Annotated in this window: 23 protein-coding genes; 13 read left to right on the top strand and 10 right to left on the bottom strand. The window is 69.5% G+C overall.

What is annotated here, in order from left to right:
- Positions 1–188 precede the first annotated feature (188 nt).
- From IOD14_RS38915 to IOD14_RS38900, 4 genes are read left to right on the top strand one after another with little or no spacing between them, the layout of a single operon-like run.
- Positions 189–989: an ABC-2 family transporter protein gene (locus IOD14_RS38915; protein ID WP_123989582.1), complete on the top strand. Its 801-nt coding sequence runs from the start codon at positions 189–191 to the stop codon at positions 987–989.
- Positions 982–1,803: an ABC transporter permease gene (locus IOD14_RS38910; RefSeq protein WP_212672773.1), complete on the top strand. Its 822-nt coding sequence runs from the start codon at positions 982–984 to the stop codon at positions 1,801–1,803. The genes IOD14_RS38915 and IOD14_RS38910 overlap by 8 nt, the downstream gene beginning before the upstream one ends.
- A 14-nt stretch (positions 1,804–1,817) precedes the next feature.
- Positions 1,818–2,819, top strand: coding sequence for an ATP-binding cassette domain-containing protein (locus IOD14_RS38905; protein WP_123992668.1), 1,002 nt, complete (start codon positions 1,818–1,820; stop codon positions 2,817–2,819).
- A 33-nt stretch (positions 2,820–2,852) separates the two neighbouring features.
- The gene (locus tag IOD14_RS38900) at positions 2,853–3,554 is read left to right on the top strand and encodes a DUF1707 domain-containing protein (RefSeq protein WP_123989580.1); all 702 of its coding nucleotides are present in this window, start codon (positions 2,853–2,855) and stop codon (positions 3,552–3,554) included.
- A gap of 68 nt (positions 3,555–3,622) precedes the next feature.
- On the opposite strand, the gene IOD14_RS38895 is transcribed toward IOD14_RS38900, so the two are convergent.
- Entirely contained in the window at positions 3,623–4,957 is a 1,335-nt protein-coding gene (locus tag IOD14_RS38895; protein WP_212672772.1) for an SGNH/GDSL hydrolase family protein, read from the bottom strand.
- Between the two features lie 195 nt (positions 4,958–5,152).
- On the opposite strand from IOD14_RS38895, the gene IOD14_RS38890 reads away from it, so the two are divergent.
- Positions 5,153–6,529, top strand: coding sequence for a DUF445 domain-containing protein (locus IOD14_RS38890; RefSeq protein WP_249126177.1), 1,377 nt, complete (start codon positions 5,153–5,155; stop codon positions 6,527–6,529).
- A 56-nt stretch (positions 6,530–6,585) separates the two neighbouring features.
- Positions 6,586–8,040, top strand: a complete 1,455-nt coding sequence (locus IOD14_RS38885) for an MFS transporter (protein ID WP_212672771.1) — start codon at positions 6,586–6,588, stop codon at positions 8,038–8,040.
- A gap of 612 nt (positions 8,041–8,652) precedes the next feature.
- On the opposite strand, the gene IOD14_RS38880 is transcribed toward IOD14_RS38885, so the two are convergent.
- Positions 8,653–10,029 (bottom strand): alginate lyase family protein, encoded by a 1,377-nt coding sequence (locus IOD14_RS38880; RefSeq protein WP_212673493.1) that lies wholly within the window; start codon positions 10,027–10,029, stop codon positions 8,653–8,655.
- A 129-nt stretch (positions 10,030–10,158) separates the two neighbouring features.
- Between IOD14_RS38880 and IOD14_RS38875 the strand changes: the two genes are divergently transcribed.
- Positions 10,159–10,530, top strand: a complete 372-nt coding sequence (locus IOD14_RS38875) for a VOC family protein (protein WP_123989576.1) — start codon at positions 10,159–10,161, stop codon at positions 10,528–10,530.
- A 75-nt stretch (positions 10,531–10,605) separates the two neighbouring features.
- Here the strand turns inward: IOD14_RS38875 and IOD14_RS38870 are convergent, their stop codons facing one another.
- Complete coding sequence (locus IOD14_RS38870) at positions 10,606–10,908, bottom strand: hypothetical protein (protein ID WP_123989575.1); 303 nt, start codon at positions 10,906–10,908, stop codon at positions 10,606–10,608.
- Positions 10,909–11,062: 154 nt separating this feature from the next.
- Between IOD14_RS38870 and IOD14_RS38865 the strand changes: the two genes are divergently transcribed.
- Complete coding sequence (locus IOD14_RS38865; protein ID WP_123989574.1) at positions 11,063–11,488, top strand: Hsp20/alpha crystallin family protein; 426 nt, start codon at positions 11,063–11,065, stop codon at positions 11,486–11,488.
- Between the two features lie 91 nt (positions 11,489–11,579).
- Positions 11,580–12,014, top strand: coding sequence for a DUF2267 domain-containing protein (locus tag IOD14_RS38860; protein ID WP_123989573.1), 435 nt, complete (start codon positions 11,580–11,582; stop codon positions 12,012–12,014).
- Between the two features lie 13 nt (positions 12,015–12,027).
- Here IOD14_RS38860 and IOD14_RS38855 read toward each other — a convergent pair whose 3' ends face one another.
- Positions 12,028–12,408: a hypothetical protein gene (locus IOD14_RS38855; protein WP_212672770.1), complete on the bottom strand. Its 381-nt coding sequence runs from the start codon at positions 12,406–12,408 to the stop codon at positions 12,028–12,030.
- Positions 12,409–12,747: 339 nt separating this feature from the next.
- Here IOD14_RS38855 and IOD14_RS38850 point away from each other — a divergent pair, with 339 nt between their 5' ends.
- Entirely contained in the window at positions 12,748–13,284 is a 537-nt protein-coding gene (locus tag IOD14_RS38850) for an HAD domain-containing protein (protein WP_123989571.1), read from the top strand.
- A 151-nt stretch (positions 13,285–13,435) separates the two neighbouring features.
- Here the strand turns inward: IOD14_RS38850 and IOD14_RS38845 are convergent, their stop codons facing one another.
- Positions 13,436–13,852: an SsgA family sporulation/cell division regulator gene (locus tag IOD14_RS38845; RefSeq protein ID WP_123989570.1), complete on the bottom strand. Its 417-nt coding sequence runs from the start codon at positions 13,850–13,852 to the stop codon at positions 13,436–13,438.
- 206 nt (positions 13,853–14,058) lie between these two features.
- On the opposite strand from IOD14_RS38845, the gene IOD14_RS38840 reads away from it, so the two are divergent.
- Positions 14,059–15,720 carry a sigma-70 family RNA polymerase sigma factor gene (locus tag IOD14_RS38840; protein WP_212672769.1) on the top strand — a complete coding sequence of 554 codons (1,662 nt, stop codon included), beginning with the start codon at positions 14,059–14,061 and terminating at the stop codon, positions 15,718–15,720.
- Positions 15,721–15,732: 12 nt separating this feature from the next.
- Here the strand turns inward: IOD14_RS38840 and IOD14_RS38835 are convergent, their stop codons facing one another.
- The 4 genes from IOD14_RS38835 to IOD14_RS38820 form a co-directional block, all read right to left on the bottom strand.
- Positions 15,733–16,035, bottom strand: a complete 303-nt coding sequence (locus IOD14_RS38835; protein WP_123989568.1) for a zinc-ribbon domain-containing protein — start codon at positions 16,033–16,035, stop codon at positions 15,733–15,735.
- 99 nt (positions 16,036–16,134) lie between these two features.
- The gene (locus IOD14_RS38830) at positions 16,135–17,124 is read right to left on the bottom strand and encodes a BtrH N-terminal domain-containing protein (protein WP_212672768.1); all 990 of its coding nucleotides are present in this window, start codon (positions 17,122–17,124) and stop codon (positions 16,135–16,137) included.
- Positions 17,121–17,327 (bottom strand): DUF397 domain-containing protein, encoded by a 207-nt coding sequence (locus IOD14_RS38825; RefSeq protein WP_212672767.1) that lies wholly within the window; start codon positions 17,325–17,327, stop codon positions 17,121–17,123. Before IOD14_RS38825 ends, IOD14_RS38830 begins: the two co-directional genes overlap by 4 nt.
- A complete protein-coding gene (locus IOD14_RS38820) occupies positions 17,327–18,172 on the bottom strand; it encodes a helix-turn-helix transcriptional regulator (protein WP_212672766.1) in 846 nt (281 codons plus the stop codon). Before IOD14_RS38820 ends, IOD14_RS38825 begins: the two co-directional genes overlap by 1 nt.
- A 203-nt stretch (positions 18,173–18,375) precedes the next feature.
- Between IOD14_RS38820 and IOD14_RS38815 the strand changes: the two genes are divergently transcribed.
- Positions 18,376–19,017 (top strand): ATP-binding protein, encoded by a 642-nt coding sequence (locus tag IOD14_RS38815; protein WP_212672765.1) that lies wholly within the window; start codon positions 18,376–18,378, stop codon positions 19,015–19,017.
- An 85-nt stretch (positions 19,018–19,102) separates the two neighbouring features.
- On the opposite strand, the gene IOD14_RS38810 is transcribed toward IOD14_RS38815, so the two are convergent.
- Positions 19,103–20,137 carry a hypothetical protein gene (locus IOD14_RS38810; RefSeq protein ID WP_212672764.1) on the bottom strand — a complete coding sequence of 345 codons (1,035 nt, stop codon included), beginning with the start codon at positions 20,135–20,137 and terminating at the stop codon, positions 19,103–19,105.
- 101 nt (positions 20,138–20,238) lie between these two features.
- Here IOD14_RS38810 and IOD14_RS38805 point away from each other — a divergent pair, with 101 nt between their 5' ends.
- A complete protein-coding gene (locus tag IOD14_RS38805) occupies positions 20,239–20,814 on the top strand; it encodes a hypothetical protein (protein ID WP_212672763.1) in 576 nt (191 codons plus the stop codon).
- The last annotated feature ends 38 nt before the right edge of the window (positions 20,815–20,852 follow it).

The following is a 20,852-nucleotide window of genomic DNA, read 5'->3' as shown; positions in this document are numbered from 1 at the left end:
TGTTTCGCGTCGTACGTTCCCGTACGACCTCGTTACGCCTTCTGCGTCCCCTGTTGAAGACTCTCGCACCATGCGTTCCGTTCCCGGATATGGCGCGCGTCTCGCCCGGGAAAATGGGTGGCTCGCCCCATCACCTGCGCACTAGGCTCCTGCGCTTTGGTGTCGGCGCGCCGAGGAGGGCTGTTGATGTGGGTTCCTGGCGGTTGTACGCGGCCGTCGCGGCAGGGGGATTCAGACGGTACGCGACGTATCGCGCGGCCACGTTCGCAGGGGTGTTCACCAACACGGTCTTCGGTGTGATCCTCGTCTACACGTATCTCGCGCTGTGGGACGAGAAGCCTCACCTGGGAGGTTACGACCAGGCGCAGGCGGTGACCTACGTCTGGCTGGGGCAGTGCCTGTACTCGACGCTGGCCCTCCAGGGCGGCGGCGCCGAGAAGGACGTGATCGAGCGGATCCGCACGGGTGAGATCGCGGTCGACCTGTACCGTCCTGCCGACCTCCAACTGTGGTGGCTGGCGAGCGACTTGGGCCGCTCGCTGTTCCAGCTGATCGGGCGCGGGGTGATCCCCTTCGCCTTCGGCGCGCTGTTCTTCCCGATGGCGCTGCCCACCGACGTCATGTCCTGGGCGGCCCTGTTCGTGTCGCTGCTGCTCGCGATGATCGTCAGCTTCGGGATCCGCTATCTCGCGGCGCTGAGCGTGTTCTGGCTGATGGACGGCATGGGCATCATGCAGGCCGTGATGATCACGGGCGTCTTCTGCTCGGGCATCGTGTTCCCGCTCAACGCCTTCCCGGGGGTGCTGGGCGACATCGTGCGGGCGCTGCCGTGGGCGGCGCAGCTCCAGATGCCGGCGGACGTGCTGATGGGGGAGACCGACCCGCTCGGGGCGTACGCCTTCCAGGCGACGTGGGCGGTGGTGCTGCTGGCGGCCGGGCGGCTGCTGCAGTCGGCGGCGACGCGGCGGGTGGTGGTGCAGGGTGGCTGAGACGTCCCGGCTGGGCGAGGGGGTTCGCGCCTACTGGCTGATCGCGGGCATGTGGATCCGCTCCGCCATGACCTACCGCACCTCCTTCGTCGTCACGATGTGCGGAAACCTGCTGATGACCGGCCTGGACTTCGCCGGGATCCTGCTGATGTTCTCGCAGGTCGACTCGCTGGGCGGCTGGGGGCTGCCCGAGATCGCCTTCCTCTACGGCCTCTCGGTGACCGCCTTCGGGATCGCCGACCTGGTGCTCGGCTCGATGGACGTGCTGGGCTCCCGGATCCGTGACGGCTCCTTCGACATCCTGCTGGTGCGGCCGGCGCCGGTGCTCGCGCAGATCGGCGCGGACCGTTTCGCGGTGCGCCGGCTGGGCCGGATCACCCAGGGCACGGTGGTGCTGGTCTGGGCGCTGGCCTCGGTGGACGTCTCCTGGAGCGCGGCGAAGGTGCTGCTGGTGCCGGTGATGGTGGTCAGCGGCGCGGTGATCTTCTGCGCGGTGTTCGTGGCGGGCGCGGCCTTCCAGATCTACGCGCAGGACGCCTCCGAGGTGCAGAACGCGTTCACGTACGGCGGTACGACCCTGCTGCAGTACCCGCCGAGCGTGTTCGGGAAGGACTTCGTGCGCGGGGTGACGTTCGTGCTGCCCCTGGCCTTCGTCAACTGGGTGCCGGCCTCCTATGTGCTGGACAGGCCGTACCCGCTGGATCTGCCGCCGTGGGCGGCCTTCGCACCGCCGCTGGTGGCGGTGGCGTGCTGTGCGCTCGCCGGGTTCGCGTGGCGGGCGGGGCTCGGGTCGTATCGGAGTACGGGGAGTTAGTGGTGGACGTGGCGATGGATGCCTTCATCGAACTGGATCGCGTCGAGAAGGTCTTCGACGTGCGCAAGAAGACCGGCTTCCTGAAACGGGAGCGGCGCCAGGTGCGCGCGGTCGACTCGATCTCCTTCACCGTGGCGCGCGGCGAGATGGTCGGGTACATCGGCCCGAACGGCGCCGGGAAGTCGACGACGATCAAGATGCTGACGGGCATCCTGACGCCGAGCGGCGGCCGTCTGCGGGTGGCGGGCATCGACCCGTCCCGTGAGCGCACGCGCCTGGCCCACCGCATCGGCGTGGTCTTCGGGCAGCGCACGACCCTGTGGTGGGACCTGCCGCTGATCGACTCCTACAAGCTGATGCACCGCATGTACCGCATCCCGGACGCCCGTTACCGCGAGAACCTCGACCGCTGCGTCGAACTCCTCGAACTGGGCGAGCTGTTGGACGTCCCGGTGCGCCAGCTGTCCCTGGGGCAGCGGATGCGGGGCGACATCGTGGCGGCACTGCTGCACGACCCCGAGGTGCTGTACCTGGACGAGCCGACCATCGGGCTCGACGTCATCTCCAAGGCCAAGGTGCGTGGATTCCTGCGCGAGTTGAACTCCGAGCGCGGCACCACGGTCCTGCTGACCACCCATGACCTCCAGGACATCGAGCAGCTCTGCTCGCGTGTGATGGTCATCGACCACGGCCGTCTGATGTACGACGGTCCGCTCGCCGGTCTCCACGAGGTGGGCGAGAGCGAGCGCACGCTGGTGGTGGACCTGGAGCGGGAGTTGCCGCCGATCGAGGCGGCGCCCGCGCGCGTGGTGCGGGTGGAAGGGCCGCGGCAGTGGCTGGCGTTCCCGGCGTCCGAGTCGGCGGCGGCGCTGGTGGCGCGGGTCGCGGCGGAGTATCCGCTGGTGGATCTGTCGGTGCGGGAGCCGGACATCGAGGCGGTGATCGCGAAGATGCTGCATTCATTGGGGGACGCCCCCGAACCCCCGTCCGGAGAAGCGGAGAAAGCGGTGTCGTAGCCGTGCGGTGAGGTACCTCGTAGGCTGCTTCGTATGACGGAAGAACTCCCGGAGCTGCGTGCTTCCGACGCCGATCGTGAGCGAGTCGCCGAGGTCCTGCGGGACGCCCTCGCGGAGGGGCGGCTCGACATGGAGGAGTTCGAGGAGCGGCTGGAGGCGACGTACAAGGCGCGCACGTACGGCGAGCTCGCGCCGATCACCCGGGATCTGCCGGTCGGCCAGGTGGTCGCTCCCAAGGTGGACATGCAGAAGCGGCCCGAGCCGGACGGGAGTTGGGCGTCCCGGATCGTCGGCGGGGAGGGCTCCTCGACGTGGGCCGTCGCCGTGCTGTCCGGGTTCCAGCGCAGGGGGCGGTGGACCGTGCCCCGGCGGTTCAACTGCTTCGCCTTCTGGGGCGGCGGGGAGATCGACCTGCGGGAGGCGAACTTCGCCGACCGGGAGGTCGTGATCAACTGTGTCGCGATCATGGGCGGACTGCAGGTGATCGTGCCGCCGGGGGTGGAGGTCGTGGTGCGCGGGATCGGGATCATGGGCGGCTTCGACCAGCGCGAGGAGGGCGTGCCGGGTGAGCCGGGGGCGCCTCGCGTGATCGTGACCGGGTTCGCCTTCTGGGGCGGGGTCGGGGTCGAGCGCAAGCTCAGGAAGGCCGACCGGCAGCGGCTGCGGGAGGAACGGCGGCAGGAGAGGCTGGAGCGCCGGGAGGCGGCCCGGGAGCTGCGACGCGGGGAGCACTGAGCGGTCGGGGGCGGGGGAGCACCAGCGGTCGGGGGCGGGGGCGTGATCGGCCCCCCGCCGGCCCGTGGCTACAGCCTTGCCGCCGTCGACCCCTTCAGGAACCGCAGCTCGAACGCGGCCGCCATCCGCTCGTACCCCTTGTCGTTGGGGTGGAGCCGGTCCCCCGAGTCGTACATCGCGAGGAGACTGCGGGGGTTGTAGGGGTCCCTCAGCGCCTTGTCGAAGTCGATCACCGCGTCGTAGACCCGGCCCGAACGGATCTCCGCGTTGACGGTCTGGCGGACGCCCTCGCGGGCCTCGGTCCAGGTGGTGCGCCTGCCGACGGGCATGAGGGTCGCGCCGACGACCTTGATGCCGCGGGCGTGGGCCTGGCGGACCAGGTCGCGCAGGCCGGCGAGGAGCTTCTGGGGGTCGACGGTGCCCGGTGTGCGGAGGATGTCGTTGATGCCGAGGTCGATGACGACGATCTTGACGTTGGGCCGGTCGAGCACGTCCCGCCGGAAGCGGCGGATGCCGGCCTGGTTCTCCAGCGGGCGTCCGCGGGCGTCCGCGAGGACCCGGTTGCCGCCGATCCCCTCGTTGACCACGCTGTAGCGGGGCAGATTTTGGCCCGCGGCGAGCGCGGTCCGAAGGCGCCGGTTCAGGAAGTCGGGCCAGCGGGCGTTCGCGTCGGCGGTGGAGTTCTTGCCGTCGGTCAGCGAGTCGCCGAACGCGACCACCGTGCCGTCGGCCTCGTCGCTGAGCACGTCCAGCGCGGTCAGATACCGCCAGTGGTCGACCTGCTGCGTGTACCCCGTCCCGCTGCCGTCCTCGGTGAGGTCGCCCTCGCCGGCGTACGACGTCTGCCGGGCCGTCGGGTGGTAGGTGACCGGGCCGGACAGGGTGGGGGAGTAGGTGGTGACCAGGACGTCGCCGCCGGCCGGGACGGAGAGGGCGACGGCGTCGCTGAGCACCTGCCCGCCCGCCGCGATGACGACGGTGGTGTTCCCGGCGAACGTGAGCCGGCGCATGGTCCCGGGCTGCGCCGCGGCGGTCCGTGTGCCGGCGGCCAGGGCGAGGGAGGCGTGAGTGATGGTCAGCGCGGTCCGGCCGTAGAGATTGGACAGCGTGATGCGGGCACTCGTACCTCCGACGCTGGTGTGGACGACGTTGCGGACGGAACGGCCGGTCATGCCCTCGGCCTCGGTGCCGGGCTCGGCACCGACCGGGGAGGCGGACCAGGTGCCGACCCAGACTCCGGCGGAGGCGGGTGCGGCGGAGGGGCGTGCGGGCCGGGAGCCGGACAGCGAGGTCCGGTCCGCGGTGCCGTTGTCGGCCGCCACTCCGACGTAGATGGCGGTGGACAGGGCCACGATCACGGCGACGATCGCGGCGAGAAGGGCGTAACCATGACGCCGAGTCATGTGGTGCTGTTCTCCTAGGGCGATGGGAGCCCGAGGCTCCGATCTGATCAACCCATGATGAGGCATGAACCGGGGGACAAGTGACGTGACCCCCTCAGGTTCCCTCGTCCGGATTGACGCCGGGAACTCCTGTTCCGTTCCGGGAGTAGGTCAGGAAGGGACAATGTGTGGAGGATCACCGAACGGGTGGAGCGGATGGAACGCACGAAACCTGAGGACACGGGACCGTCCGACGTGGAGCGACGGGCGCGGACGGACGGACCGATGCCGTCCGCGAGCCGTGCCGCCCCCGCCTCGCCCGTCCGCGCGATGAACACCTTCAGCGAGGCGGACCTGGAGAAGCAGCGCGGGGTGCGGCGCATGAAGCTCACCGCGACCGGACTGCTGCTGCTCGTGGCGGTCGTGTACGTCCTGGCCGAGTGGGCGCACAACTCCGGGGCGGGCCCCTGGGCGGGCTACGTCGCCGCGGCCGCCGAGGCCGGCATGGTCGGCGCGCTCGCCGACTGGTTCGCGGTCACCGCCCTCTTCCGTCACCCCCTCGGCCTGCCCATCCCGCACACCGCGATCATCCCCACCAAGAAGGACCAGTTGGGGGTCTCACTGGGCGAGTTCGTCGGCGAGAACTTCCTCTCCGAGGACGTCGTACGGCAGCGGCTGCGTGCCGTCGGGATCGGCAGCCGGCTCGGCGCCTGGCTGGCCGAGCCCGAGCACGCCGACCGGGTCACGGCCGAGCTGTCGGCCGCGCTCAGGGGCGCCCTGACCGTCCTGCGGGACTCCGACGTCCAGGCCGTGGTCGGCGAGGCGATCACCCGGCGCGCCGACGCCCAGGAGATCGCGCCCGGCATCGGGAAGATGCTGGAGAAGGTCGTCGCCGACGGCGGGCACCGGCGGGTCGTCGACCTGGTGGTGACCCGGGCCCACGACTGGCTCGTCCTCCACGACGAGCAGGTCATGCACGCCGTGCAGGGCGGCGCGCCCGGCTGGACCCCGCGGTTCGTCGACAAGAAGGTCGGCGAGCGGGTCTACAAGGAGCTGCTGCGGTTCGTCACCGAGATGCGGGACATGCCGTCCCATCCGGCGCGCGGTGCGCTGGACCGGTTCCTGACGGACTTCGCCTCCGACCTCCAGTCCGACACCGACACCCGCGCGCGGGTCGAGCGGCTCAAGGGCGAGGTGCTGGGGCGCGGCGAGGTGCAGGACCTGATCGCGTCCGCCTGGACCGCCGTACGGTCGATGATCGTCGCCGCCGCCGAGGACGAGCGCAGCGAGCTGCGGCTGCGGGTGCGGGCCTCGCTGCTGTCACTGGGCGCGCGGATGGCCGTCGACCCGAAGGTGCAGGCGAAGGTCGACGGCTGGGTGGAGGGGGCCGCGGTGTACGTGGTCACCACCTACCGGCGCGAGATCACCTCCCTGATCACGGACACCGTGGCCGGCTGGGACGCCGAGCACACCACCAAGAAGATCGAGGCGCACATCGGCCGCGATCTGCAGTTCATCCGGATCAACGGCACGGTGGTCGGTTCGCTCGCGGGACTGTTGATCTACACGGTGGCGCGGGCGCTGGGGGCGTAGACGGGCTGGTCGGGGGCACCCGCGTGAGGTTCGCTCGACGAGGAGGGAGCCCATCCGTGACCACCGCCCAGGCCGGTACCGGCCGCACCGTGACGACAGACATCCCCGCCCGGCTCGACCGGCTTCCCTGGTCCCGCTGGCACTGGACGATCGTCATCGGACTCGGAACCGTGTGGATCCTCGACGGCCTGGAGGTCACGGTCGTCGGCAACATCGCGAGCCGGCTCTCGGAACCCGGGAGCGGGCTGGCCATCTCCTCCGGGCAGGTCACCGGGATCGCCGCGGCGCTGTATGTGGCCGGGGCGTGCCTGGGGGCGCTGTTCTGGGGGCGGCTCACGGACAAGTGGGGCCGCAAGAAACTGTTCATGATCACGCTGGCCGTGTATCTCGCCGCCACGGCGCTCACCTCGGTCGCCTTCGAGTCGTGGTGGTTCTTCCTGTTCCGCTTTCTGACCGGGTTCGGGATCGGCGGGGAGTACGCGGCGATCAACTCCGCGATCGACGAACTGATCCCGGCGCAGTACCGGGGCCGGGTCGACCTGATGATCAACGGGAGTTTCTGGCTGGGCGCGGTGGGCGGCTCGCTGCTGTCGATCGTCGCGCTGAACACTGACTTCTTCGCGAAGGACGTGGGGTGGCGGCTGACGTTCGCGCTGGGCGCGGTGCTGGCGTTCGTGATCCTTCTCGTACGGCGGCATGTGCCGGAGAGTCCGCGGTGGCTGCTGATCCACGGGCGGGACGACGAGGCCGAGCGGATCGTCTCCTCGATCGAGGAGCGGGTGGAGGCGGAGCGGGGTGGTGAGGCTCTGCCGCGGGCCGAGGGGGAGATCACGATCCACCAGCGGCGGAGTGTTTCCTTCGCCGAGATCGCGCGGACGGTGTTCTCCGACTACCGGCGGCGGTCGGTGCTGGGGTTCTCGCTGTTCATCGGGCAGGCCTTCCTCTACAACGCGATCACGTTCGGGTTCGGGGCGATCCTCACGCAGTTCTTCGACGTGCCGACGGGGGACACGGGGTACTACTTCGCGGTCATCGCGGTCGGCAACTTCTGCGGGCCGCTGCTGCTGGGGAAGCTGTTCGACACGGTGGGGCGGCGGGTGATGATCTCGTCGACGTATCTGCTGTCGGGGCTGCTGCTGTTCGGGACGGCGTGGCTGTTCGACCGGGGGTCGCTGAGCGCGGGCACGATGACGGCGTGCTGGTGTGCGGTGCTGTTCTTCGCTTCGGCGGGGGCGTCCAGTGCGTATCTCACGGTGTCCGAGGTGTTCCCGATGGAGACGCGGGCGATGTCGATCGCGTTCTTCTACGCGCTGGGCACGGCGGCGGGTGGCATCAGCGGGCCGCTGCTGTTCGCCGACCTCACGAGCACGGGGAAGGTCGGGGACACGGTGCTGGCGTTCCAGATCGGGGCGGGGCTGATGTGTGCGGCGGGGCTGGTGGCGGCGTTCCTCGCGGTGCGGGCGGAGCAGCGGTCGCTGGAGGACATCGCGAAGCCGCTCACGGCTGCGTGAGCCTGCGGCGGCCTGTGCGGGTGGGGTGGGGGCGTGCGTAGCGCGTGCGGGTGCGTTGTGGGTCGGGGCCGGGGTGGGGGGGGTATCCGTCCTCGGTCCGGCGGTTGCTGTTGCCTGGTCTGGTCTGGATAACGGACGCCGGCCGCTGCGGGCGGACACCCCCCACCCCGTCCCCTGCGCGCCGTCGGCGGCTTGCGGCCCGCCGTGCCGCACGGTCCGGCGAACGGCTGGTGGTGCCGCGCGGTCCGGCGAACGGCTCGTGGTGGCGTGCGAGGTGGCCTTCGGTCCGTGGTGGCGAACGGCCCGTCCTGGCGCTGGGTCACTGCAGCTCCCCAGGGGCGCGGGGAACTGCGCGACCAGCCCCCACCGGCCGGTAGCCACCCGACCACCTCACCTGGCACCCCCATAGGCGCCCGGCCCAAGCCCAGCGCAGCTGCCCGCGGGGAACTGCGCGACCAGCCCCCACCGGCCGGTAGCCGCCCGACCACCTCACCTGGCACCCCCATAGGCGCCCGGCCCAAGCCCAGCGCAGCTGCCCGCGGGGAACTGCGCGACCAGCCCCCACCGGCCGGTAGCCGCCCGACAACCGAACCCGGCACCCCCATAGGCGCCCTACTCCCCCTGCCGAACCCGATCCCGCCGCCGCAGCAGAAGCAGTCCCCCCGCGACCGCAGTGATCCCCGCAGCCGCAGACCACCCGACGATGTCGGAGGAACCGGTGGCGGCGAGGTCCCGCCCGGCGGTCGGCGTCGAGGAGGCGCTCGCGCTGGTCGTGGGGACGGGAGCGGCCCCGGCCGACGCCGCTCGGTCCCGCGTGAACGCCAGCGTGCCGAAGCCCAGTTGGTCGTAGCCGCCGCTGTTGGGGCCGTAGTCCCCGCCGCCCCCCTCCGGCGCCGACTTCGCCGCGATCCGGGTGACGTACGACGCCGGAAGTCCGCGGCGTTTGGTGTAGTGGTTGGCGATCATCGCCCAGATGGGCCGGGTCATCGCGGGGTCGACGCCGGCCGCCGCGGATGCCGTCTCTCTGCCCGACCAGCCCCCGACCGCCCCCTTCGCGCGGGTGTTCGCGGTGTAGGAGACCTCCCCTCCCAGGCTCCACTTCGCCACGTACTGGGCCCCCTTGAGGAACCGGCTGTCGTCGTGGCCGTAGAGGTCGTACCCCTGGTTCCACGCCATCTCGCAGAACGTGCCCATCAGGCCGACCCCGAGGAGCGCGTGCCCCTGGTCCCGGCCCGCCTCCAGCCACTCGGCGAGGCCGTCGTCGTGCACGACGGGGATGGCGTGCCGGAGGGAGCCGAGGCCGTCGCCGTGCTTGAAGTAGTCGACCGCGCGGGCGACCTGGGACCGGTCGTCGCAGAAGATGCCGGTGGCCAGGACGCAGGCCATGGCGGTGAGGTCCCAGTTGGGCCAGTAGTTGGTGATGACTGCGCCGTTGTGGCGGGCCAGGAAGTCCTCGCTGAGCGGGGCGAAGACCTTGGTGAGCATTTCCTGGAAGCGGGCGAGGTCGAAGTCCGGGTGGTCGCGGACGAGTTCGGCGGCGTTGGCGAACTGGTAGCCGTAGAGCCCGGCGGCGAGGAAGCGGTCCGCGGACCCGGCCAGTGACGTCAGTCGCGCCGACCAGGCGTTGAGGATCGCCACGGCCGTGTCGGCGTGCGCGCCGTCGCCGCCGACGTGGTGGCGGAGGGCGTTCTGGTAGGCGGCGTGGATGTCGTTGTAGAGCGTCGCGTAGTTCTGGGGGCTGCCCGCGCCCCGGTACACCGTCGTCTGCGGCTGGGGCGTCCAGCCGCTCTGCGCATGGCGGTTGGCCGTCAGTTTCGCGAAACCGGCCGTGTAAGGCGCGGCGCCGGCCTTCACCTTCGCGGCCATACGGGCCAGGTCGGCCCGCGTGTGCAGCAGGCCCGGGTGCGCGAAGCCGGAGTCGGCGGCGGTGGCGGGCAGGGCCGTCGCGGCGGTCACCGCGACCCCCGTGGCTCCCGCCGCCTTGAGCATGCTGCGGCGGCTGATCTGTGCAGTCGAAGTCACGAACGTCATTCCTCGCGTGCCGGTGGCTGGGACGGTCAGGAGACGCGAGGGTGGGACGGTCGATAACGGAAAAGGAACAGCGAAGGAGCCGCGCCCGTGAGTATTCGCAGGATCATGCCCGACATCCATGTCAGGTCCGGGGAGGCCCTGAGCGCCAACCGCGACTTCTACGGCCTCCTCGGCTTCGAGGAGGTCATGGACATGGGGTGGGTCGTGACACTGGCCTCACCCGCCAACCCGACCGCCCAGATCAGCTTCCTCACCGAGGAGCGCACCGCGCCCGTCGTCCCCGACCTGAGCGTGGAGGTCGAGGACGTCGACGCCGTGTACGCGCGGGTCGTGGCATCGGGCGCGGAGGTCGTACGGGAGCTGCGGAACGAGGAGTGGGGCGTACGGCGGTTCTTCGTCCGGGATCCGAACGGGCGGGTGGTGAACGTGCTCACCCACCGGGACGGAGGAGACCGGTGACCTCTCGGGTGTGGCGGTCGGGGGCCCCTCGGGCGTAGCGGTCGGCGGCCGCTCAGGCGCAGGGGTCGGCGGCTCTCAGGCCTTGCGGTCCGCCACCGCCCACGACGCCAGGGCCACCGCGCCCGCCACGCCGAACACCGCGGGCCACGCGCCCACCTTCTTGGCCAGCGGGTGGGAGCCCGCGAAGGCGGCGACGTACGCGGCCGACAGTGCCCCGGCCGCCTTCGAGCCGGCCCGCGCCCGCCACTGCTGGGCCGCCGCGGCCCCGGCGACGGCCAGCACCGCCCCGCCCAGCTGCCGCTTCTTCGTCCAGCGGGCCACGCCGTACCCGCCGACGAGCCCGCCCGCCGCGACCACCGCGCTGGGAACCCTCGCCATGTCTGCCTCCTCGGTCGATGTGTCCCGAGGCTAACTCCGGATCAGGACCGTCACCCGAACCTGAGTCGGGGCTTGTCAAGTTTCCTGGCTTCGAGCTATATAAGAAGGCGTAGGGCATCGCACCGCAGAGTCTGTGGAAAGGAGATGGACTGTGATGCTCATGCGTACCGACCCCTTCCGTGAGTTCGACCGGCTCGCGCAGCAGGTCCTCGGTTCCAGCAACCGTCCCGCCGCGATGGCCATGGACGCGTACCGGTCGGGGGACGACTTCGTCGTCCACTTCGACCTCCCCGGTGTCGACCCCGAGACGATCGACCTGGACGTCGAACGCAACGTCCTGAACGTCCGCGCCGAACGCCGAGTCCCCGCCCCCGAGGGCGCGGAGATGATCGTCGCCGAACGCCCCACTGGCTCCTTCACCCGTCAGCTCTTCCTCGGCGACACCCTCGACACGGAACGCATCGACGCCTCGTACGACGCCGGCGTCCTCACCCTGCGCATCCCGGTGGCCGAGCAGGCCAAGCCGCGCCGCATCCGGATCACGGGCGGCGACAGCGACCGCAAGCAGATCAGCCGCTGATCGCGGCGGCCGAAGAACGTACCCAGGCAGTCGCGCCCCCGCGGGCCGGCATCCGCCCGCGGGGGCGCAACGACCCCCAGGAGATCCGTACATGAGCGCACTCAGCGCGCAACGAGCGACCGGTACGACACGGTGGAGCGTCCTCGTCGACGCCGTGCGGGACGCCGGGCAGTACACGACCGCGGCGGAGGCGGAAGAGGTCGTCCGTGTCGTCCTGTCCGCCCTCGGCGGCCTGGTCACCGGCGACGAACGTGTCGACCTCGCCCGGGCCCTGCCCGAGGAGGCCGCCAGGCTTGTCGCCTCCCGGATCCCGCTCAACAGACCCCTGACGGCACCGGAGTTCGTCGACACGGTGGCCGGCCGGCTCGAGGACGCGACCCCGGCGACGGCCCGCTGGCACGTCAGCTCGGTCCTGAGCGTGCTGCCCGAGCTGGTGGGCGACGAGCTGGTGGACCGGGTGCTGGCCCAACTGCCCTCCGGTTACGCCCTGTTGTTCGGCAAGGCGGAGCTGGTGCCGATGGGCTGACCCGCCGCCCCGTTCAGGAGGCCCCGCCCTCGCGTGCCCCGGCGCGCAGCTGCAACTCCGCCATATAGGCGGAGGCGACGGCACAGCCGACGGCGGCGAGGGCGCAGCCCACGGCGACCGGATTGACGTACCCCGGGATCACCCCGGCCGAGTAGCTGCCACCGCCCGTCGTCTCGCAGTCGAAGGAGAGGGGGAGGAAGCTCACCGAGTAGTCGATGACATGGACGACCTGCGCGTTCCCACGGCACGGCGGCAGCGGCGCGGAGTTCGCGCCGCCGTCCTCCGCCTCCAGGATCGAGCCGGCGAGATGCAGCAAGCCCCAGATGTACACGACGAGCCCCACGAACGCCGCCAGCGTGGCGACTCCGCGCAGCCGCCGAATCAGCGACGACATCCCGGCCCCCTGACCACTCGCCTTCCCGGGCCCGCCGAGTCCAGCAGCCCGTTGACCGAACGGCTGTGACGGAGCCCACAGTTCCGGCAACAGGGCTGTCACAGACGAGCGCGCGCAGCGTCCGTAGGGGGCAGGGGCAGGGGCAGGGGCAGGGGCAGGGGCAGAGCCAGAGCCAGGGCCCGGGGCAGGGGCGAGAGGGCCATAGCGGCCGTAGCAGGTGACGTCGACCGATGCCGGCGGCTCCGGTCGTGGTGCTCAACCCGGCCGCTGCGCAACGCAGTTCATGAGAGTTATGCTCGCCCCGAACCTCAGTCGTCCGGTCCCCGGGGAGGCGACAGCGTGCACCGCGCCCTCCTCTACCTCGACGTCGACGGTCCCCTCAACCCCTACGCGGCCCGGCCCGAACGCCGTCCCGAGGGCTACACCACCCACCGCATGAAGCCCGAGGGCTGGATCGCCCAGCACCCCGGCCTGTCGCCGTCGGCCGTCAAGCCCCTGCGGGTCTGGCTCAACCCCGGCCACGGACGCGCACTGCTGGCCCTGACGGATCGCTACGACCTCGTCTGGGCGACCACATGGCGCCAGGAGGCCAACACCTTCATCGCTCCCGTCCTCGGCCTGCCGCCCCTCCCCGTCGTCGACTGGCCCACGACACTCGTGCCCGGCCCGGACGGCACCTTCTGGAAGACCCGCCACCTCGTCACCCACGCGGCAGGCCGTCCCTTCGTCTGGCTGGACGACGAACTGGACCACAGAGACCAGGAGTTCGTCGCCCGCCACCACGACGGCCGGGCTCTGCTGCGTCGAGTCGATCCCCGAGTCGGCCTGCGCGCCCCGGACTTCGACGCGGTCGCGGGTTTCGCCAGGGAACTGTGAGCGCCTGTCAGGGAATGAGCGTGAAACTCGCCCGGTCCTCATTCTGACAACGGCCGCCGCAGCCCACAGGGCGGAATCGAGCCCCCTCCTGGGCCCCCTTCCGAGCGCCTTCCCGAGTCCCTTGTCGAGTCTCCTGCCGCCAAGTGCCGCCTCACACCTCGTCCAGCAGCGCCGCGAGACCGTGGTCGAGATCCGGGCCCAGGTCCTCGGTGCCGGGCTCGACGACGTCGTAGGAGCGCAGCAGGAAGCGGCGGAGGGTGGCCGTGCCGAAGCGGATCACGGCGAGGCCGAGCGGTGAGTGGAACTCGATGACGGTTCTGGCCCGTCCGCACGGCCGTATCCGTACGTCCCCCTCCCCGGCCGCTGTCCCGAGCCCCTCCTCCAGCAGCGCCCGCCCGAACATCCACGTCACGCCCTCGCCGTCGGCCGAGACGTGCGCGGGGAAGTCGATGTGCACGGCGAACGGCTCGGCGGAGCTGTAGCGCAGCGTGGGACGCACCGGGAGTTCCGGGTGGTCGGAGGTGATCAGACGGGCGCGGACGGTCTGTTCCAGGGTGGTGAGGCGCATGGCGGCGGGTCTCCGTCTCGGGTGCGAGGTATGGCGGTTGTGTGTCGATTGCCCTGTCGAGCCGCGGGAGTGTCCCTTGATTACGCGGAGGCTCGCGTTCCTTCCTGTGATCTGAGTCACGGCCGGAACTGAATGATTGAAACTTTTGTCATCTACGCTGACAAACTCTTCCGCGCCCCGACCGCCGGGAACTGGAGCGTTCCTGCATGACCGACCAACCCGCCAGAGTGCCCGCTCAGACGTCCTCCTCCGCGACCGCCGCCTACGTGCGCGTCTACGAGGAGGAACAGCCGCGCCTCGTCGCGTACGCCCGCTCGCTCACCCGCAACACCTGGGCGGCCGAGGACCTCGTCGCCGAGGCGCACTTCCGCGTCTGGCGGCGGCTGTCCGCCGGGCACGAGATCGACAACGTCCCGGCGTACCTCATGACGACCGTCCGGCACCTCGCGTCCTCCGTCGCGAGCGCGACCCACGAGACCCCTCGGGATCCCCAGGTCCCCGAGCAGGCGTCCACCGGTCACGGGGAGGACCCCGCCGAACAGGTCTCCGCCACCGACCTGTTGGTCCGCGTCCTCGGTGAACTCCCCGAACGCTGGGTGCGGGCCCTGTGGCTCGCCGACGCCGAGGGCCAGCCGCTCGAGACGGTCGGCCGGCAGATCGGCGCCAAGCAGGGCGCGACGGCCGTACTGCTGCACCGGGCCCGCGAAGGCATGCGCCAGGCGTTCCTGCGCTCCCAGACCGAGGCGCCCGACGATCCCGCGTGCCAGGTCCATTGGAGCCGGATGCCGGCCTACGTCCGCGGCAACGCGACCTCGCGCCAGTCCGAGCGCCTCCTCGCCCACGTCGACGCCTGCGACGACTGCCGCGGGCGCCTCGCCGTCCTGATCAGCGCCAACAACCGGCTGCCCGCCCTCACGGGACCCGCGCTGCTGGTCTTCGCGGTGGGCGCGGGGGCCACGGGGAAGTTCTTGGCGTCGCTGACGGCGGGGGTCGTCGGGGCGGGGACGGGGGCGACGGCGGGAGCCGCGGCGGGGTCTGCCGGGTCCGTGGCAGGGGCTGCGGGGTCCGCCGGGTCCGCTACGGGGTCTGCGGGAGGTGTTTCGGCGGCCGGGTCGGGTCTTGTGCGGACCGTCCGTGCGGCGGGCCCGAAGACCAAGGCGGCGCTCGCCTCCGGTACGGCGGCGGCCGCGGCCATCGCGATCGTCCTGACCCTCGGGGTCAACGAGTCACCCTCGACGGTGACTTCGCCCGGGCGGGAGCCGGTGGCTCAGGGGCCGTTGGTCGGACCTGTGGTGGGGTCGACCGAGGGTGCCGTGGCGGAGACACCGGCAGGCCCCGGAACGGTCACGGCCGAGCGGGGCCGGAACCGGGACGGCGGGGCGGGGACGGTCGTAGCGGGGGACGGGGCAGGCGTACAGCTGGGTGGGGGTGGCCGGGAGGCCGGGAAGCCCGAGGACTCCGGTGGGTCCGGTGGGTCCGGTGGATCCGGGGGAGGTTCGGGGCCAACGGATCAGCCCGCACCGGAGGTGCCGGACCCGAGCCCCACCCCCGTGAAGCCCGCACCGGAGGTGCCGGACCCCAGTCCCAGCCCTGTCGAACCCCCACCGGGGGAGGACCCGCCCACACCGGAGCCCAGCAGCCCGACTCCCACAGAGCCTCCGTCCGCTGAGCCTCCGCCGGCCGAGAAGACACCGGACCCGCCGACGTACTCGGAGCCCCCGCCCGCCCCCGAGCCCTCCGAGACGCCGCCCCCGTCCGGCGGAGGCTGCGGCGGCGACGAGCCCCCACCAGGCAAACCCCTCACACAGGGGGAAGCCGAACCGGCGAACCGACAGCTCGCGCCGGCCGACGCCGATCAGGCGCCCTGAACCCGCACGGCCTCACTGGTGGTACGGCTGCTGCGGGGCCTGTCCGCCCTGCACCTGCCCGCCCTGCCCACCACCGGCGGCGGCCTGCGCCTGAAGCTGCTCCGCCTCCTGCGCGCTGAGCTTGCTCTCGGCACCGCAGAAGGTGCACTGCATCGCGTACTTGGTGGAGATCGGGAACAGCGGCACGAAGAACAGCGTGAACTTCGTGACCCGCTTGCGCAGGGTGTGCGCGGCCGGGTTCCCGCACCGCCCGCACACCAGGGTGAGTATCGCGAGCTGGTACAGGTACCCCTTGGTGCCAAACAGGATGAGCATGGTGTCGTCGCCTTCCGGGATCGGTGCTTGAGGGCAGTATCCACGCAGCCGCCCCCGGCACCGAGTGTCGATGCTTCCCGGGCCGGACCGGGAGTCGGTTCAGCCCTCCAGGCGGCTCAGTGCCTCCATGGCCTCGCGCTCGATGCGTGACAGTTCGAGGAGGGCGGTACCCGCCTGCGCGAGGTGCTGCTCCTCGCCCGACTCACCGGCCTTGGTGATCAGCACCGCGACCTCGGTCCACAGCGCGGCCGCCTCGGCGTACAACCGGTGGCCGGTGCGCAGATGATCACTGTCGACGAACTCGGCACACTCCGCGAGGAAGTCACGGTAGAGGTTGCGGAACAGGGCACCGCCGGTACCGGCCTTCTCCATCAGCAGGGCGGCCTGAGGCAGATCCCGCCCCGGGTCGTCGCTCCGCCGCAGCCATGTGCGTACGAGCTTGCCGCTCTTCTCGATGCCCCGGTGACCCAGGTTGGCGATGGGCGGGTTGAGGAAGGTGTGGGCGCAGGCGGTGATGGCGGGCACGATCGCTTCGTGAGGAGAGGGCAGCTCCTGGGGAGCGGTGAGGGTGAAGGACCGGTGCTTGGCGGTCATGGGCCCACGCGCGGCCCTGGCCTCGGCCAGACTCGTCAGACTGGTGACCACGGCACCGCCCTGCTGCTCGGTGTCCACGAGATGGGCAACCTGGTCGTCATAGCCGTACAGGGCGACGACATGCCCCCCGAAGTGCACCTTCGCCGTGAAGTAGTCGAGGTGATAGCAGTCCAGCTGCAGACCGACGGGTCGACCGGCGCCGATCGCCTCCACCACGTCGGCCCACGCCTTGCGCGGCGAACTGGTCTCCCGCACCGACAGCTCCACCCCGAGCGCCTCCGCCAGATTCCGCGTGAGCTCGAACGGCTTGACCCGCCCCCCGAGGAAGGGGAAGTCCATGCTCTTGCTGTCCCAGTAGATGAAGGACAGCCCGCGGCCGAGGCCGAAGAGCATGGGTTCGGAGAGGTCGATTCCCTGGTGCCGGAGGAGGACGCCGAGGGTTGAGGTCTCGCAGTGCTGTGTCCCGCGGGGGGCGATGCCGGTCACGGTGGTCATTCGAAGTCCTTGGGAGCAGTACGACGTGCTCCGGCTAGGAAGTCCCGCCAGGCCCTCACCGACACGGCGACGTACGGGCGTTCCGGTGCCTTTGAATCTCGTACGAGGACCTCGGGGTGAACGAAGGCGGCCTCCACGCACTCGGTTCCGCTGCCTCCGCTGTAGGAGGACTTGAACCACTGGAGCGTCGGGGCCGTCGTCATCAAAGCTCCTTGCTTATACGGCGGATGACCGCCGCCGAGGACTCAAGGTCGAGCGCCTGGGCGCTGAGGTACTCGAACGCCAATCTATAACGCTCCAGTTCCCGTTGCTTCTCCATGAAGAGGCCGCCGCCGAGCAGGTCCACGTACACCACGTCCAGTTCCGGAGCCGGCCCTCTCAGGACGGCGAAGCTGCCCACGGAAGCCGCGTGCGCGCCCGATGAGAAGGGGAGTACTTGGACGGTGACGTGCGGTCGGCGCGACATGGTCAGTAGGTGCTGGAGCTGGTTCTGCATGACCTCTCGGCCACCGACCCTGCGCCGCAGCGCCGCCTCATCGATCACACACCACAGCAGCGGGGGGTCGTCTCGTTCGAGAAGCTCTTGCCTCTTCATGCGGATGTCGACCATGTGCTGAACCTCGCGCTCGGGACACTGCACTTCCGAGGCTCGGTGGACGGCTTCCGCGTAGGCGCGGGTCTGTAGAAGACCGGGGATGTACATACACGCGTAGTGGTCCTCGCGTACGACTTCGTCCTCGAGCGTGAGCATGAGGTTCATCGACTCGGGGATGGGGTCGTCCAGAGACCGCCACCATCCCTGGATCTTGGCGCCTTTCGCGAGCTCTACGAGGGCGAGGCGTTCTTCGTCGGAGGCTTCGTACTCGCGGCAGAGGGCATCGACAGCGGGCCATTTGACGGACCCTTCCTTGGTCTCGTAGCGGCTCAAGGTCGCCTTCGAGATGCCGACGCGGGTGCCCGCCTCCTCAAGGGTCAACCCCCTCCGCTCGCGGAGACGGCGCAGGTCGGCGCCGAGTTGGCGCCTTCGTGTTGTGGGTCCAACTGCCATGCCTACGGCCCTTCGTGTCGACCTAGCAGATCGTCCTGGTTGTCCCAAGGGGACGGCAAGGTGGCGCGCGCCGGGGGCGCTCGTCGCATGCCTCCACCACCAGAGGTCAGAAATGAGAGTTCCATTTTGAGAGTTCCAATGCAACTCTCTGTATGTGATGAGTTGCACCCTGTAACTCCACTCGAAGGTAGAGGTGTTGGTGGATGGACTGCATTGCTGGTGTCCTGAGGAAGCCCTGGAGCCTTCCCTTCACCGCGGAACCGCAGGAGGTCGCGGCGCTCCGGCGGATCATGCGGCTTCACTTGGGGCTGTGGGGTCTTCACGGTGTGATCGACGCGGCTCAGCTCTGTGTGAGCGAACTCGTGTCGAATGTCATCAAGCACGTAGGCGCCGGTACCCCTACCACGCTGGTCGTCTCGATGAGGGGTAGTCGCGTACGCATCGAGGTGTACGACCCGGACCCTCGCGCTCTGCCAACGCTCCTCGACGGCGGGCTCGACGCTGAGTCGGGTAGAGGTATGGCACTGGTCAGTGCGGTTACCGATCGCTGGGGCGTTCAGCTCCAGGCCGAGCAGAAGGTGACCTGGTGTGAGCTGCCTTCTGGGTTGCCTTCAGCGGAGGGGCACTCCGGGGGGACGCGCGTGAACCGAGTAGAAGCTTTGCTGAGCAGCTACGGCTCCGGACAAGATCGATGGCGGGAGGCGGGGGCCGGAGCCGTATCAGTGGTGGAGGACGTAGCGATCGATGTCGTTGTCGACATCCTGCATTGGCTGTGGGCTCACGGGTGCGACGTCGACGAGGCCCTTGAACGCGCACAGACCCGCTTCGAGGCGGACGTTGAGTAGCGCTGTCGGGCGTTCGGTGGATTGGCGGCGTTTGATGCAGGCGCCGCCAATCCACCAACAGTAGCTCCGTCAGCAACTGCGAGGCTCAGGAAGCAAGTACAGGGCAGTCAATGCAGCGGAGACCTTGAGAGGGGATCGACGTCGGTGTATGCGCCTCGAACTCGGAGAAATTGCCGCTTTCATTTCTATACACGATACCAATCCCGTGTTCGGCGAGCAGGTCACGGAGGTCTTCGCGGGGGAGTGACGGAGTGAGGACCATCAGGTGAAGAGGCTGCTGGTGGGCTATGCGCCTCAAGTGGTGCCGTGCTTGGAGGAGTTGCGCAAGAGCCTGAGTGATTGACTCATTTGCTGCGCTGCCGGTCGGCTCATAGAGCGTGTTGTTCGTCTGGTTGTAGAGGTCAAATACCAGTTGAGATGTCGAGTTCCGCATCGACAGCTCGAGTTGCACGATGTTTTCCCCAGAGGCAGTCTCGCGATCCTCGAAGGCATCTGCCAAGTCATCACGTGTGGCCGTAGCTACCTGTTCTGGATTGGTTGGCTGCTGCTGACGTCTCGCGCGTCGATACGCCCGGGCAATACGGCCTGCGGTCTGGTGTAGCCGAAACCTAGACTGAGGCGCCGGCTGAAGCGTGTCGGAAGCGTCACGGATGTGAGGGCCTATAGGGCGCAATCGGAAGACAATGACGTTGCGGTTCTGGCCTAGTTCGTCTCTTGCTTCCTTTATCTCAAATGCGTTGCGTTCGTCAACTCTGAACTTCCCTATGTACTTGTGTGTTCGCGTATCGCTGCCCGGAATTTTGCCGACTGCAATGAATAAGTGTAATGTGCGGCCCTTGTTGGCGGCTTCCAGGATCGCCGAGTTGCCGCCACTAAGGGTTTGATCGCCTCGCTTACCAGCTCCGGTGTAGGTGAATATGGGGCCGATGTCGTCATCCTCGGCGAGCCATCCATCGCTGTATCCGTAACGCTCCCCAATTTTGCTGTCGGAGAACAGGAGGACGTTCCGCTTCTCCTTCGCTGGGCAGATTCCTGCGTAGCCGCTGCCGCCAAGTACGGGATGAATGTCTGCGCGTGTGAGGACTGCACCGGGTTGAAACTCGGGTATGGGTGTTGTCATAGGTCGAGGTTAATAGCTTCCCCGCTCGCTGAGTGCAGGGGGTGACGCGGGGCGCCCCGGAGGACGTTGTGGTCGCACTGGGCTCGGGCGAGGATGGTGCGATGAGTGATGCAACGGGGACGGTCATCTCTGGCGTTATCGCGTTCGCTGCCGCGGTCATCGGTGCTGTGATCGCTGGCAGGTACGCCAAACGTGGGGCGGAAACTGGTGGACGTAAGGCGGTCGAGGCAGCGCTGACGCAAGTGCACGGTCAGGCAGCAGCCGAGCATTGGCAGTGGGTGCGTAGCCAGCGGCACCAGTCCTTTGCCGCCCTCCTTGCGGCTTATGCCGCTCTTGATGAGGTGCTTGCCCGTATCGAGCCTGAGGTGCGAAGTGGGACTGGACTGGATGAACCCGCAGGGCGTGAGATGCAAGAACGTGCCCTTGAACTACAAGCCAAAACCAGCCAATTGGCGCTATGGGGACCAAGTGAGGCAAATTCATTAGCCTATGCGATCACGGGCAAGTCGGTAGCGGCCATGCGGACCTTGCTGCATATCGAGAGCATGAGCTCTTCAGGTGCTAGCGCGGATTGGTCCAGTTTTGAGCGGGCTAGGAGTGAGATGGTGCAAGCGCACGCGACCTTCCTCCATCGAGCTGGCGAGATCATTCGTGACCCACGTCAACCAGTTGGCTAGTGCCCGAGACACGTCCTCCAGGGCCCACTGCGCAGCCA

Source organism: Streptomyces sp. A2-16 (genome assembly GCF_018128905.1).
Classification (GTDB): Bacteria; Actinomycetota; Actinomycetes; order Streptomycetales; family Streptomycetaceae; genus Streptomyces.
Note: the sequence above shows the minus strand (reverse complement) of the source record. Positions and strands in the feature narration are given on the sequence as shown.